Source organism: Dyadobacter frigoris (genome assembly GCF_005280585.1).
Classification (GTDB): domain Bacteria; phylum Bacteroidota; class Bacteroidia; order Cytophagales; family Spirosomataceae; genus Dyadobacter; species Dyadobacter frigoris.
This window is the reverse complement of sequence record NZ_SZVO01000010.1, coordinates 192,949-207,993: the sequence shown is the minus strand read 5'-3', so window position 1 is coordinate 207,993 and position 15,045 is coordinate 192,949. Positions and strand designations below refer to the sequence as shown.

Below are 15,045 nucleotides of genomic sequence, written 5' to 3'. Positions count from 1 at the left end.
ACTTCAGAATCTCTTCAGAATTCCCACAAGATTACAACAGGATCGTGTTGCAATTTTGAATTAACAAACGAATCAAAGTGGTTGATAAGGTTTTCAGCTGGTCTTATTTCAGGCACTTTTTATCGTCGGTTAGTCCATCATTCAACTTAATCATCCTTTATAGTCATGTTTCAAAAACAAAATATCAAAAAACTAGCTCCTGTTGCTTTGGCGTTTGCCTTTTTAGGAGGGACTTCATTTGCTGCGTACGAGCATTTTAGTAAGCCGGATACCATTTCAAACTGGGTAGAAAGCAATATGCCTGTTGTAAAGGCCCGTTTGGACGAAAAAAGTACCGGTGCAAATGTCCCCATGATCCCAGCCGATTTTTCCTTCGCCTCTCAAAAAGCTACTGCGGCGGTAGTACACATAAAATCAACACTTAAACCAGAAAGAAATGTAAGTCAGATGCAGGTTCCTGATGAACTGAAAGATTTTTTCGGAGGCCGGAGTCCATTTGGTCAGGATGGTCCGCAAGGACAGGAAAGAGGTGAAAAAGCACAGGCTTCCGGTTCGGGCGTAATTATTAATCCGGACGGATATATTGTAACAAATAATCACGTGATCCAGGGTGCAGAATCCTTGGAAGTAACTTTGGCAGACAAGCGGGTTTTTAAAGCAAAAGTTATCGGTTCTGACCCAAACACGGATATTGCCTTGATCCAAATTGAAGCTAAAAACCTACCAGCTCTGTCTTTCGGTAGCTCGGAAAATGTAAAAGTAGGACAGTGGGTTCTCGCCGTTGGTAATCCATTTAACCTGACTTCAACCGTTACAGCAGGTATAGTAAGTGCCAAAGGCCGTAGTATCAATATTTTAGGAGAAAATTCAAAAGCACCGGTTGAGTCATTTATTCAGACGGATGCGGCAGTAAACCCTGGAAATTCTGGTGGAGCGCTGGTTGATTTAAATGGGAATCTGATTGGAATTAATACCGCAATTGCCAGCCAGACAGGGCAATTTGCCGGTTATTCATTCGCTGTTCCTTCAAGTATAGCCCATAAAGTTGTAGAAGATATCTCTAAATTCGGTTCCGTACAACGTGGTTATCTGGGGGTAGGAATTAGTGAAGTAGATGGTGCAAAAGTAAAATCCTACGATTTGAAAGTGAATGAAGGTGTTCGTGTGGAAAGTTTTGCAGAGCAAAGTGCTGCCCGCGAAGCAGGTATAAAAATCGGTGATGTGATCACAAAAATTGACGGACATCTCATTGAAAGTGTCCCTCAGTTACAAGAGTCTATTGCTCAACATAAACCAAGTGATAAAGTGACAGTGAATGTTAATCGTGAAGGTATAGACAAAGAGTTGACCGTTACACTAAAAAGTAATACGGGGACGCTGGTTGCTGAAAAATCAGCTCAGACACTTGATAATCTGGGAATCGAACTGCAAGATTTAACGACTCAGCAAAAAAGAAACTGGGATGTCGAACAAGGTGTAATTGTGAGCCAAATTAATGCAGGAAAAGTCCGTCAGAATACGGATATGCAGGATGGTTTCGTTATTACTAAAATAGATAAAACACATGTTGGAAATGTGCAGCAAGCTATGAAAGCATTAGAAGGTAAAAAGGGTGGGGTAATGATTGAAGGAGTATATCCTGGAAGTCAGGACACACAATATTATGCGATTGGTTTGTAAGGATTGGTAGGGGCGGGCCTCGTGTCCGCCCAAACAGATGCAACGTTTATTTTTTTTAATAAAAAACCCAGTTTTTAGTTATTAAAAATTTAATCATCGTAAAAAAATGAAAAAGAGCCTGATTCTATTGGGAGTGCTAAGTGTTTTCAGCACAATGGTTTTTGCAAATAATTCGAAACCAAAAACAATGAGTGGCGTGGCAGCGCACACTTACAACTGGATTGTACCGGATATGAAAAAAAATCAGAATCCGATGTACAGCAGTACTTATTCCCGCCAGCGCATTCAGCAGGCATTTGATGCCGCGTTAAACGGAAAAGGATTAGTAAGAGAAACGCAGCATCCTGATTTATTACTGCAATTTCATACCTACACCCAGCGCGTTCGCAGAAATTATTATGGCGGAGGCGGTTATCCAATGATGGGCTATCCCATGATGGGTTTTGGCAGATTCGGTTATGGAATGCCTTACTATGGAGGATATGGTTACGGCGGTTACGGTGGCTATCCATCTTCCAGCAATAATACCGACGGAACATTAATACTGGATGTTGTTGATGCAAAAACCGGAGATATTATCTGGCAAAAAGCAATTTCCGGGGATGTGACCAATCCGAACCATTTGGAAAAAAGAATTAATAAAGGAGTGAAAAAATTAATGAAAGATTTCCCGGTTCGTCAGGGATAAGTTGCTGAATAAAATCATTAAAACAGGCATCGGAAAGGTGCCCGTTTTATAAGTAAAAAATAAATTATTTTTATTTCAATCTTGTTCTCTAACTACAATATTTCAACAGAATGTCATCGTAATTTTGAAATGTTAAAGTTTAAGAAACTATTCAAATTTAACACATCAGCTCATGAAATCGCTTAGAAAAGGTAATTCCGATATTGTAACAAACGGGGTTAATACCTTTAAACCTCGCTTATCAATAACAGTCTTTGCAGCTGCCATTTTAGTAACTACATCGATTACAGGTTACAGCCAAAATTATCAAAATAATTATGGCAATCAGCAATACGGCAACCAGCAACAATATGCCAGTCCGCAGCAAAATGGTAACCAGCAACAATCATATAATAACGGACAGTCGGCTCCGGCGCAACAAAGTCTTGAGTCGATGGTCGCTCAGTACAATGATGATGTCAGAAATGATATTTTGATTGCAACGCAGTATCCTGACATTTTAACCAAACTTGCGCAAATCCGTGACAATACAACGCAGGCTTTTCAGTCTACAATTCAGGATTACCCTCAAAAAAAACAAAACTGGTTTTACGAGGTTTCCCGTTATCCTGATTTGATGCATCAGCTTGCAACTTTGCCACGCAGACAATCCAATGAACAGATTGACGGAATGGTAGCAAATGTTCCCAATGCTTCGGCGGATTTAAAAGAAGCCGCATGGAAACTTTATAATAATCACCACAGTGATTTGGTAACTGTTGACAATCTGAACCAACAAGCCATAAATTCTTTTGAAGATATGGTTAGTCCGTTGAACAGAGATGCTCAAAATGCTTTCAGAAGTTTGCAGGAAATGCCGGATGTATTGTCAATTTTGAATGATCATAGTGATCTTACAACACGTTTAGGCCGTGAGTTCAGAAATGACCCGGATGGTACACGTCAGGATTTGGCAGATCTTCATGACAAACAAGAAGCTCAAAACAAACAGGATCTTGCTGATTATCAAAAAGATTTGTCACAAGATCCCCAAGCTCAGCAAGAATATAATCAGGCCCAACAACAATACGCATCGGCTAACAACGGATATAGCTATCCTGCACCAACCGGCGATAAAGTTGTTAACGTTTATAACAATCCTTATCCATACTGGTTTGGTTATCCTTCGTGGTACGGTTCAGCCATGTGGTATCCTGGCGCTTATGGTTTCGGTGGCGGTTTGTATTACGGCATGGGATTATACGGATTTCCTGGTTTTGGATTTTCAAGCTGGTTCTTCGGTGGGGCTTACAGATATTATCCTCACTTGTACCGGACTTATGGTAATTTTTACCGCAACAACTATTTGTCAAGAGGACGTTTTAGTTCCCCTCGCAGCAACGGTTTCATAGGAGCAGCCGGAAGACATTACAGTCCAAATATGGGTAGTGCTCGTTCAAATTGGTTGTCTTCTCCAAATCGTGGCGGTGGATTTAGCCAAGGCCGGACTTACTCACAAGGATCCCGTTCAATTGCACCAAGCCAAAGTAATGGCAACAGAAGTTACGGCGGAAACAGTTTTAGCAGACCATCCAACGGCGGAGGTTTCAGCAGAGGCGGTGGCGGATTTAGTGGTGGTGGTTTCCGTAGCGGCGGAGGCGGTGGTGGAATGAGAGGTGGTGGCGGTGGACGTCGTTAATAGTTGATGTGTTTTTATATAGTTTGAAAGTAAAATAGGCAGTCATAAAGGCTGCCTATTTTTGTTATTGAAACAGATTATATTTTCTTTCTTTTCAAACGCCAGTTTTTCAAATCTTTGTAAATTGTTTCAGGATATAATGACAATCCGTAACTGTAATACATGCCGCCGAAATGATGGTCAATGTTTCCACTTTTTATAGCATTGCGGTAGCCAGTCTGTAAGTAAAGTCCAGCCCAGGGCGTAAGCCGGTGCTCAGCATAAATACCAATCTGAAATGGCTGGAAATACCGTTCTTTCCTTCTCATAAAAATGTCTTCAAAAAAATCTTTATAATGGGAAGACTGTTTTCCAATACCAAATTCAACGGGAGCCAATAATGTCCATTTTGGCGTTTTTAAGACAGGATACCAATAAGCCAGACTAAGAAATTGCACATCAGTCTGGGTGATGGAAGACATGTTGATTCTTGGAGACAGCATTTTATGCCAGCGTAAAATGGATTTGGATGCGTCATAACCCATCCAGTAGTAACCCAAAGTTATGCGGTGTGATTTTTTTCCAAAACTCATACCGGCACGTAGTCCCCAAATGTTGAAGTGTTTATTATGTATGTAGGTATTGCGGGAATCAAAATTAAAAAGCAGCCCTACTTTTGGAGTAGAGGAAGTATCTTTCTGTGCACGAAGCGTGCATGAAATGAAAACGAATAAAAAGCAAAGACAAATGGATTTAAATCCTGTAACGTAACCAGCCTTGCGCCTTCTGATTTTCATACTCGATACTTCCTCTATTTAATTATTTTAAAAGATTTTTTCGTTTTTCTCTGCTGCTGTAAATATATTCATAAATGGTTGGCAGTATCAAAAGCGATAATAAGGTCGCTGTGATCAATCCTCCGATTACTACAATGGCCAAAGGTTTTTGCGTTTCAGAGCCAATTCCTGTACTAAGGGCGGCTGGCAAAAGTCCGAGTGATGCCATTAAAGCAGTCATAATCACCGGTCGTAGACGTGATCTTGCTCCGTCTTTTATTGCCTCCACCAACGGCATTCCGGCTTGTAAGTTATGTCTAAACTTATTTACGAGAATTACACCGTCCTGCGTTGCCACACCAAATAAAGCAATGAAACCCACGCCTGCTGAAATACTGAAATTGACACCTGTAATCAGTAAAGCTGCAATTCCGCCTATTAACGCAAAGGGAACATTTAGTAATACGAGCACCGAATCCAGTGTATTTCCGAATGATGCGAAAAGTATAAAAAATATCAATAAAATACTAATTGGAACAACGATCATTAATTGTTTTTCTGCGCGCTCCTGATTTTCAAATTCGCCATTCCATTTTATTTCATAGCCTTTTTCGAGTTTGACATGATCTTTAACCTTCTGGCGCGCCTCATCCACCGCGCTTCCAAGGTCACGACCACGGACTGAGAATTTCACAGCTATAAAACGTGCATTGTCTTCTCTGTAAATAAATGCGGGACCTGCCTGATTTTTAATAGCAGAAATTTCTTTCAACGGTATCTTTCCTCCATTTAAAGTCGGGACAAGCAAATTTCCGATCTGGTCGATTGAAGAACGATACGGAAGATCATACCGTAAACGTAAATCAAATTTCCGTTCACCTTCATACACCTGGCTAACAGCTTTACCACCAATTGCCATTTCAATTACTGCATTCGCATCTGCCGCATCCACGCCATACTGCGCCATTTTATCGGGATTTAAAGTAATTCGGAGTTCCGGCTGACCGAGATTTCGGAAAATTCCAAGATCTTCAATTCCGCTTACAGTTTTTAGCTGCGCAAAAACTTCATCGGATTTCTTATCCAGCAGATTTAAATCGTTTCCGGTAATTTTGACAGCAATAGAACCCTTAACACCCGAAACTGCTTCTTCCACATTATCAGAAATCGGCTGGGAAAAGCCAAAATCAATTCCCTTATAAACCGCAAGTTTTGCCTGCATCTGACGTATCAGTTCTTCCTTGGAAATATCCCGTTTCCATTCTTCTTTTGGAAATAAATCAACAAAAAACTCCTGGTTGAAAAAACCTGTTGCATCCGTTCCGTCATTTGGTCTTCCGGTTTGGGAAATGACACCTCTTACTTCCGGAAACTGCTCGAAAATCTGCCGGAATTTCCTGGTGTAGTGATAGCTGTCTTCCAAACTTACCGAAAGAGGCATACTCGCCCTTACATAAATAGAACCTTCATTCAAATGCGGAAGGAATTCTGAACCTACCCAGCGGAAAGAAAATATCGCAATAGAAAGTGCTGCTACGGCTGTAATGACAGCTCTTTTTGGATGCAGCATCACGTGGTTTAACAAGGGCGAATAATTCCTGTTAAGCCATTCAATGATCGGGTTATGACGTTCCCGAACGTTTTTATTTAACAAAATACTGCTCATCACCGGAACAAAAGTCAGCGCCAGCAGCAAAGCTCCCAAAAGTGCAAACCCCATTGTAAATGCAAGCGGACTAAAAAGTTTTCCCTCAACTTTCTGGAAAGAAAAAATTGGCAGTAATGCAGTGATAATGATCAGTTTGGAAACAAAAATGGATTTACCCATTTCTACCGCGGTTTTGAGAATTTTTCCAAGTTTGGCCCGCTTGTTAAATTTCTCCATGCCTTCCGTTTCTGCCCAATGAGCGAGCATTACGAAGAGTCCTTCAACCATTACAACGGCTCCGTCAATGATGATCCCAAAGTCGATAGCGCCGATAGAAAGTAAGTTTGCACTCATACCTTTTGCGCGCATCAAAATGAAGGCGAATAATAAAGCCAATGGAATTACAAGCGCAACGGTTACTGTTGTGCGCCAGTCAGCAAGGAAAATTAAAAGGATCACCGTTACCAACGTAATCCCCATAGCCACATTTTCTCCAACGGTCCTTAGCGTATGGCTGTTCAGTTCTGTCCGGTCGTAGAATACTTTGATTTTAACATCGGATGGAAGAACGATACTATTCAAATAATCTACCTTTGCTTTTAATGCCGGTAAAACTTCGCCCGGATTTTCACCTTTTCTCATCAATACAATTCCTTCCACGGCGTCATCATGGCTGTCGCGGCCAACAATTCCTAACTGAGGTAATGCAGACTCATGAACGGTACCAATATTCGTCATCCTTACCGGAACACCGTTAAGGTTTTTAACAATGATTTTTTCAATGTCTGCAACACTTGTCACTATCCCGATTCCACGAACAACGAAAGCCTGTTGGCCTTGTCGTAAAACATCTCCGCCTACGTTCACATTGGCTCTTTGCAACGCGCTGTAAATATCAAGTGCCGTCAGATTATATTTGGCAAGTAAATTCGGATTTACACTTACCTCAAAGGTTTTGATATGACCTCCAAAACTTACCACATCTGCAATACCGGAAACCGCTTTCAGACTTTTTTCAACAACCCAGTCCTGGATAGTTTTCAGTTCTGTATTTGTTTTCGTTTCTGATTCCAGCGTGTATCGGTAGATTTCACCGGTTGGCCCCGCGGGAGGTTGTATTTCTGCATCAACACCATCCGGCAGATTTACGTTTGCAAGCTTTTGAGAAGCTTCCATCCTGGCATTAAATCCATCGATCCCATCCTCAAAAACGATTTTGATAAATGATAATCCAAACAAATTGATGGAACGCAATGCAGATTTATGACTGATCGAATTCATCTCTGTTTCAATAGGAACCGAAATGAAACGCTCCACTTCTTCGGCACTTCTTCCGGGCCATTGCGTGATGATAACAACTTCCGTATTCGTTACATCCGGATAGGCCTCAACTGGTGTAAAATAGAAACTTACTGCACCGGCCACAACCACGAGCAGCGTTATGAAAAAGATTATCGCCTTATTTTTAAGCGAAAATCCAATGATACTTTTTATGAGCTTATCCATAGAATCAATTATTGGTTAATTCGCTGAATAACATTAACGCACCTTCGGTGACCACTTTATCTCCGTGCTGCAAAGCGCCCTTTACATACATATATTTGGAAGTGTTTTTCAGGATTTCAACCGGGATAGTTTTGTACTCACCGGCTTTCACTTCTTTAATCACAAAATAACTATCCTGACTAAAAATTACCGAAATAGGATTTACCGCCAGCAATTTCTCCGGCTTTTCAATATGCAGTTTTACATTGCAAAACATATCAGGTTTCAGAAGTCCACCCGGATTTGCCAGAACAACTCTTGCCTGCAAAACTTTGCTGTCATTATCAATAACTTGACTGATGTTTGAAATGGACCCTGTAAAAACTTTGTCAGGATAAGCCAATGTCGTGATATTGACCTGGGCACCTTGTTTTACTGACTGAATATCTGATTCATAAATATTAACCAAAACCCAGACGTCAGTTAAATCAGAAATGGTAAATAAAGGATCTGAATTGTCTGAACGAATCTGCATATCTGCATTGACATTTTTTTCAACAACATAACCATTTTCTGGTGCCTTAACAGTGAAAACCGGTTGTTTCCCAGGTCCGCCGGTTCCTCCATAAAGTTTCAAAACCTGGTTAGAACGTTCCAATTCAGAGCTGGCAATTTCCAGTTGTTTTCTGGCGTTTACCAAATCGTTTTCAGAAGAAAACTTGGTTTTATATAGTTGTTCTACATTATCTGCATTTCTTTTTGCTATATCAAAATTGGCTTTGGCTGTATTCTGATCTTTCAGAAAATCACTCACATCACCGCTTTGAAGTGTAGCCAAAACTTGTCCTTTTTTAACATATGCACCAAGATCAGCTTTTACTTCCAGCACATTTCCGCTTACGATTGGAAATACTTTATCCACTTTTTTCTGGTCAAAAGAAACCTGTCCGGTGAATTGCAGTTCTTCCTCAAAATTTCTCAATGCTACGGTATCGGTTCTGAATGTCGAGCCTGTATCTTTTGTTTCTGCTTCCTTAGGTTTTTCAGAACGGTTGCATGCTGCCAGCCACAAAAAGGCCAGTGGGACGAATCCTATTAATATTTTCATAAGGTGAGAATTTTAGAAGGTTTTTGTATTTGTGACAAAATTGAGTAGTTGCTGTGCCTGGAAAAGATCATTTTGAAGATCAATTAAATTGACCTGAGCATCCCTGTACGCCCTGATTTTATCTATAAAACTGACGAGATCAATAATCCTTTTTGCATAATCCTCGGTCGCATTTTTAGAAATTTCTTCTATGCTTTGAAGATATGCCTGCGAGATCCGCTGTTGCTGAATAAGTGCTTGCTGATATTGCTGTGAGGCGGCGACAACGTCCTGTTCAACCTGCAAATGTGCTAAATCAGAAGTGGTTTTGGATTGATCAATGCCTACCTTGGCACTTTGAATATTTCCCTGATTTTTATTTCTAACCGGAAGATCAATAAGTGCCTGTACGCCTACGTAATGAGGAAATGCAGAACCAACACGCTGATAATCCGCTCCGATGGTCAAATTTGGCGTTGCCAGCGATCTCTGATAAGTCAGGTTGTTTTGGTTGTATTGAATCTGTAACTGAGCGGCCTGCAAATCGGGTCTGTTTGCGTAAGCAAGATCAAGAAGCTGTATTAAAGCCGGCGTGGTATTCGTTGTGGCTGAAGAAGTAGGCACAATATAAACCGTTCCGCTTTCCGACAATAACACCCGCATGATAGATTCGTCCTGGGAAATCCGGACGTTGAGACCGGCAAGATCCCGCTCGAAATTCTTTTGTTCGAGTTCAAGTCGCGTCACTTCATAAGGTGCGATAACACCCAGTTTCAGCTGTGCACGAAAAGCTTCCAGAAGATTTTCCAAACGCGTACGCTCTTCATTAAGCATCCGTAGTTTGGCTTGCTCATTGACAAGATTACCGAAAGTCCGCGATAAGGTGTAACGCGCATTTCGCATCACATCCTGAAAAGCGGACTGCTGTAGAGCAACATTGGATTGGGCGAGTTTAACCAGTTTGCTTCGGCTTCCCGTCAGACTTAAAACCTGTTGAAGCTGTAAATTAATAACGCCGCCGGTTGGGTTAATTAAATCTTCCTGCTTGCCGTAAGGTAAAAATTTGTGGGTGTAACCATTGTAAAGGTTTGTCTCTACAAACAGATTTGGATTGTACCACAGTTTGGCCTGCTCGACCCCAGCCTCGGCAATGTTGACATTGAATTTTTGGGCGATCAGCGCAAAGTTTTTTTGTACAAACCGCTCCTGGGCCTGTTCCAGTGTTAGCCTTAATGTATCCTGCCCGCGGCAGGGAAGAATGGAAATCAGGTTTAAACCTAGTAATAGTAATGTATGCTTCATATCAAGGTGAGATAGTTAATCTGAACCTAAAATAGAAAATTATTTCATAGTTTAAGTGTACTTTATTAATTAGGTGGTTACGTTGAAATCTTTCAGCAATTGTCCGTTTGAAAGAAGAGTAAATTGTATAGCCCATTAATAAGAACATGCATCGAATAAAATGTTGACCAAAATTTGTAAAATTGGCCCTGGCGTTGATTTTAACGGTTATCTAACATCGTTAATTTAAAAATGGGTGTGAGAAAAGATGTTTATCGACTTTAATTAAAACTAAGAGTTCAAATACTGCTGACTCAATCATAGTCGAAAATGTAATAAAATAGGCACAATTTTAATCCACTATAATGACTAGTTGATCCGGAAATTTCTAAAACCCCATTCACTCATTCACTCATTCAAAATTCTATCATTGAACAAATTCCCGTTTCTTTCCAGTTTTGTTGTTGACCTTTGTTTCCTATGAAAATACTGATAATTGAAGACGAACCAGAATTACAGGAAGTAATACGGGAGTCGCTGGAAAAGGAAAATTTTCTTGTTGAAACCGCCAGCGACTATACTAGTGCGCTGAATAAGATTATTTCTTTTAACTACGATTGTATATTACTTGACATAATGATTCCTGGCGGCAGCGGACTGGACATTCTTCAGGAGTTGAAAGATCTTGATAAATCCGATAATGTCATTATTATTTCAGCAAAAGATTCCCTGGATGATAAATTGGCTGGTCTTGAACTTGGTGCGGATGATTATTTGACTAAACCTTTCCACATCGCAGAGTTGAATGCAAGAATTAAATCAGTACTAAGGAGGAAATCTTTTGGAGGAAAAAACACGGTTGAACTTGCTAATTTGAAACTGGATCTTGATGACAGGACACTTCATATTGAAAATGAATTGCTTGCCTTAAACCGTAAGGAATTTGATATTCTGACTTATATGATTGTTAATAAAAACCGTCTTGTCAATAAAACCTCGCTGGCTGAGCACGTCTGGGGCGATCATATGGACGAGGCGGATGACTTTGAATTTATTTATTCTCAAATAAAAAATCTTCGCAAAAAATTGAAAGAGAGCCAGGCGGGTGTGGAAATCCAGGCGGTTTACGGCCTGGGTTATAAACTGATGGTAATATGAAACTGCTCAACCACACACTAAAATATCTTTCTATAACGCTGTTTGTAATTATAAGCGTTTGGGCGGCAATTTTTTATATCAATATGCTTGATGAAGTATATGATAGTCTGGATGATGGGCTGGACAATTACAAACTGTTAATTATCAAGAAGGCACAGGAAGATTCTACAATTTTGACGCGGAACGAGTTTGCAGAAAGTAATTATGAAATCAGGGAAATTCCGGAAACCCTGGCGTTACCGCAAAAAGATATTCACATGGACACACTTATGTACATGCTGAACGAAGAGGATTTTGAACCGGTTCGTATGCTTACTTCCGCTTTCAGACTCAATAACCGTTATTATGAATTGAAGGTAATTTCGTCGATGGTGGAGGAAGATGACCTAATCGAGGATTTATTTTATTCTCTGATCTGGCTTTATGTCGCCTTAATAACAAGTATTATTATTGTCAATAATTTTTTGTTAAAAAAAACCTGGAAGCCGTTCTATCTTTTGCTTGAACAGTTGAAACAATTCAAACTTGGGAAAGATCCTGTAATAACACCAGCAGAAACGGAGGTGAAAGAATTTAAGGAACTAAATGAAGCGGTTGGGTTGCTGATTAACCGTTCTTTGGAAGCTTATAACGGACAAAAGCATTTTATTGAAAATGCATCCCACGAATTACAAACGCCTCTTGCAATCAGTATTAATAAGTTAGAATTGCTTGCGGAAAAAGAAGATCAAACCGAAACAAATCTTATTGCGATTGGCCAGGTTATCCAGACTTTGGAGAGACTAACGAAGCTTAATAAGTCGTTATTATTATTGTCAAAAATTGAAAATAAACAATTTCAGGATAATGAACAGGTTAATATCAATTCTGTTTTCAAAACCATCATCGAGGAATTTACAGATTTTGCCGACTATAAAAACGTCTCATTTTCGTTTCGGGAAAATGGTCAGTTGTTGGTTGAAATGAATAAAAATCTGGCCGAAATTCTGATCACCAATTTTATCAAAAACGCCATTGTTCATAACATTCCAAATGGATTTGTACGAATAATTATAAATCCATCTTCCTTCACTATTCACAATTCGGGAAGTGAAGTGCCTTTGAACCAGGAATATATTTTCAAAAGGTTTCACAAAAAGACAAATGAGAAAAACTCCACCGGTTTAGGTTTGGCCATTGTTAAGGCGATAGCAAATCTGTACGATTTGTCTATAGGATATTCTTATGAAAATGGACATCAGATGACAGTTTCTTTCAAATGAAATAATCAGGGTCGGCTATTACCAAGTCTTTCCGGTTTTGACTTTTAACATTGTATCAACAAACGTTAAAAGTATGAAACACATCATCACAACACTCATATTCCTGGCTTTTAATTCTATTGCATTTAGCCAAACTGATTCTTTGACAAAGAGACTACCAGTGAAAATCCATCACGCTGAACCGATTTATATGGATCTGATACGTGACCTTGGTGCTCGAAAAGGCGAAAAGGAATTGAACCTGGGCTGGGGAATGGAAAACAAAAGCGGATACGTAGCGAACACAGGTTTCTTTGAATATGAATTTTCTCCGGCAAACCGTTTAGGCCTGGAAGTTGAAGTACCATTTATTTTTTATAAACCTGCATTTGAACACAAAGCAGGTGACGAAATGCCGAGAAACAGAATGGAAGGCGTAAAACTTGCTTCGCAATATACTTTTCTGGTGGCGCCAAAATATGGCATGTCTATGGCAATTGGATATATTCATGAGTTCAAGGCACATTCTTTTTATTCGTTAAGTCATGGTTCGGCTCCGTTGAAAGGACACAGTATGAGTCCGTTTTTTGTTGTTGCAAAAAGATGGGGGAAACATGTTCATTCGATGATTTACACTGGTCCGGAGTGGGAATTTACTTCCGGGGAAAGCAAGCCGGAAAGATATTATCAGGTCAATGCCAGTATGCATTATGAATTTGGCGGAACCGGGAATTTGCTGGGTGTGGAAGTGAATCAGGAATATTTGGGAATGAAGGCTGAAACGGTAATTCGTCCACAAATTAAATTGGCATTAACTCCCAATCTTGCGTTAGGAATAGTGACCGGAATTCCATTAAATTTAAAAGATCATGGTGTCAGCATTCTTGCCCGTGTTATTTATGAACTTCCAAGACGAAAAAGGTAATTTTTACTGGTTATTTTGCTTGAAACCGGATTTTTAATTTTATAAACTAAATTTAAACTATTATGAAAAAGTTGATTTTTGTAGTCTGTATGATGTTTTATGCTGCTGTAAGTTTTGGCCAGGATATCAAGGAAACAGACGTGCCATCGGTAGTGCTCAATACATTTAAACAACAATACGCCAAAGCGGAAAAAGTTGAGTGGAAACAGAAAGCGGGACTATATAAAGTGGAATTTAAAATCGTAAAAGATGACCATGAACTTTGGCTTGATAAAACGGGTAAAGTTGTAAAACATAAGCAGGAAATTAAAGCAGATCAATTGCCGAAAGAAGTGACAGCTGCAATTGCAAAGGACTATAAGGGTTACACAATTCATGATCCGAAAAAGACGGATAATGCGGGTGTGGTTACATACAAAGTTGAATTGGAAACGGCGGGATCAGAAATGCACTTGACGTTTGACAAAACAGGAAAAGTTGTCAGCAAAAAGAAAGAAGACTAACTTTTCTTTGGTCTGTTTTTTGTAATATTATCAGACAAAATGGTAACCGCGGGAAGAGTTTCTATGGCATTTCGTCTTTTTGTCAAAATTTTGAGTTGTAAATAAAGAAATGGGAAATTTTTTTTCGGAAAGTCCGTTCTCTATTTGTAAATTCATAATGAATTCGAAATTGATCTGTAAATTGGTACAGGTTTTGTAAGCGTTATTGAAATTCGTGTCAAACCCGATTTTATCAAAAGTGACAATTTTTATTTCCAGCATATGAGGTATTCGGAAATTCTTGAAAATGTTCAGCACTATGTGGGGCTTTTTTTTGGTGCAAAAGAGGATACAACGCTAACATTCCACAACTTTGCGCATACGCGGGATGTTGTTATGCATGCTACCAAAATGGCTCGTCATTATGGGCTTGATGAAAAGGAAACTTTTATTCTTACGACTGCTTCCTGGTTTCATGATACTGGCTATTACACAGGTGAACCTTGCGGGCATGAGCAAAGAGGAGCTGATATGGCGCGTAGTTTCCTTTCAAAAATGGGAATTGAAGAGTTACTAATCCTGGAAGTACAAAAATGTATCATGGCAACGGTGATGCCTCAAAAACCTGAGAATCTATTACAGCAAATTATGTGTGACGCGGATTTATATCATTTTGGGACAGAACAATTTTCTGCGCGTGATATGTTGATGCATGAAGAGGTTGAAAGAAAAACCGGATGTAAAATAGATAGCAGTCATTGGAGAAAAGCAACGATCTGTCTTTTGGAATCGCATTTTTTCAAAACAGATTACGGTCAGAAACTGCTTGAATTCGGGAAAAAGAAAAATCTTGAAAGACTAAAACGTAAAGAATTAAGAGGCATGATGGCCATGTCTCACCATCCAAACCGATGTGCTGAATAATTGGTGGATAAAC

General features: G+C 39.7%; 12 protein-coding genes. 8 read left to right on the top strand and 4 right to left on the bottom strand.

From position 1 onward, the window contains the following. Positions 1-165 precede the first annotated feature (165 nt). The 3 genes from FDK13_RS21375 (at position 166) to FDK13_RS21365 (ending at position 4,046) form a co-directional block, all read left to right on the top strand. The gene (locus FDK13_RS21375; protein ID WP_137342055.1) at positions 166-1,680 is read left to right on the top strand and encodes a Do family serine endopeptidase; all 1,515 of its coding nucleotides are present in this window, start codon (positions 166-168) and stop codon (positions 1,678-1,680) included. A 106-nt stretch (positions 1,681-1,786) separates the two neighbouring features. Further along, entirely contained in the window at positions 1,787-2,368 is a 582-nt protein-coding gene (locus tag FDK13_RS21370; protein WP_137342054.1) for a DUF4136 domain-containing protein, read from the top strand. A 172-nt stretch (positions 2,369-2,540) separates the two neighbouring features. Further along, positions 2,541-4,046 (top strand): hypothetical protein, encoded by a 1,506-nt coding sequence (locus FDK13_RS21365; protein ID WP_137342053.1) that lies wholly within the window; start codon positions 2,541-2,543, stop codon positions 4,044-4,046. A gap of 77 nt (positions 4,047-4,123) precedes the next feature. On the opposite strand, the gene FDK13_RS21360 is transcribed toward FDK13_RS21365, so the two are convergent. From FDK13_RS21360 to FDK13_RS21345, 4 genes are read right to left on the bottom strand one after another with little or no spacing between them, the layout of a single operon-like run. After that, on the bottom strand, positions 4,124-4,822 hold the full coding sequence (locus tag FDK13_RS21360) for a hypothetical protein (protein WP_137342052.1): 699 nt from the start codon (positions 4,820-4,822) through the stop codon (positions 4,124-4,126). Positions 4,823-4,844: 22 nt separating this feature from the next. Then, complete coding sequence (locus tag FDK13_RS21355) at positions 4,845-7,955, bottom strand: efflux RND transporter permease subunit (protein WP_137342051.1); 3,111 nt, start codon at positions 7,953-7,955, stop codon at positions 4,845-4,847. A gap of 4 nt (positions 7,956-7,959) precedes the next feature. Then, complete coding sequence (locus tag FDK13_RS21350) at positions 7,960-9,042, bottom strand: efflux RND transporter periplasmic adaptor subunit (RefSeq protein WP_137342050.1); 1,083 nt, start codon at positions 9,040-9,042, stop codon at positions 7,960-7,962. 12 nt (positions 9,043-9,054) lie between these two features. Next, the gene (locus FDK13_RS21345; protein WP_137342049.1) at positions 9,055-10,323 is read right to left on the bottom strand and encodes a TolC family protein; all 1,269 of its coding nucleotides are present in this window, start codon (positions 10,321-10,323) and stop codon (positions 9,055-9,057) included. Positions 10,324-10,782: 459 nt separating this feature from the next. On the opposite strand from FDK13_RS21345, the gene FDK13_RS21340 reads away from it, so the two are divergent. From FDK13_RS21340 to FDK13_RS21320, 5 genes are all read left to right on the top strand, one after another. After that, positions 10,783-11,460, top strand: a complete 678-nt coding sequence (locus FDK13_RS21340) for a response regulator transcription factor (protein ID WP_137342048.1) — start codon at positions 10,783-10,785, stop codon at positions 11,458-11,460. Beyond that, the gene (locus tag FDK13_RS21335) at positions 11,457-12,722 is read left to right on the top strand and encodes a sensor histidine kinase (RefSeq protein WP_137342047.1); all 1,266 of its coding nucleotides are present in this window, start codon (positions 11,457-11,459) and stop codon (positions 12,720-12,722) included. Before FDK13_RS21340 ends, FDK13_RS21335 begins: the two co-directional genes overlap by 4 nt. A 73-nt stretch (positions 12,723-12,795) precedes the next feature. Continuing rightward, positions 12,796-13,626 (top strand): HAEPLYID family protein, encoded by an 831-nt coding sequence (locus tag FDK13_RS21330; RefSeq protein ID WP_137342046.1) that lies wholly within the window; start codon positions 12,796-12,798, stop codon positions 13,624-13,626. 62 nt (positions 13,627-13,688) lie between these two features. Then, positions 13,689-14,129, top strand: coding sequence for a PepSY-like domain-containing protein (locus FDK13_RS21325; protein ID WP_137342045.1), 441 nt, complete (start codon positions 13,689-13,691; stop codon positions 14,127-14,129). A 261-nt stretch (positions 14,130-14,390) separates the two neighbouring features. Next, positions 14,391-15,032 carry an HD domain-containing protein gene (locus tag FDK13_RS21320; RefSeq protein ID WP_137342044.1) on the top strand — a complete coding sequence of 214 codons (642 nt, stop codon included), beginning with the start codon at positions 14,391-14,393 and terminating at the stop codon, positions 15,030-15,032. Positions 15,033-15,045: the final 13 nt, after the last annotated feature.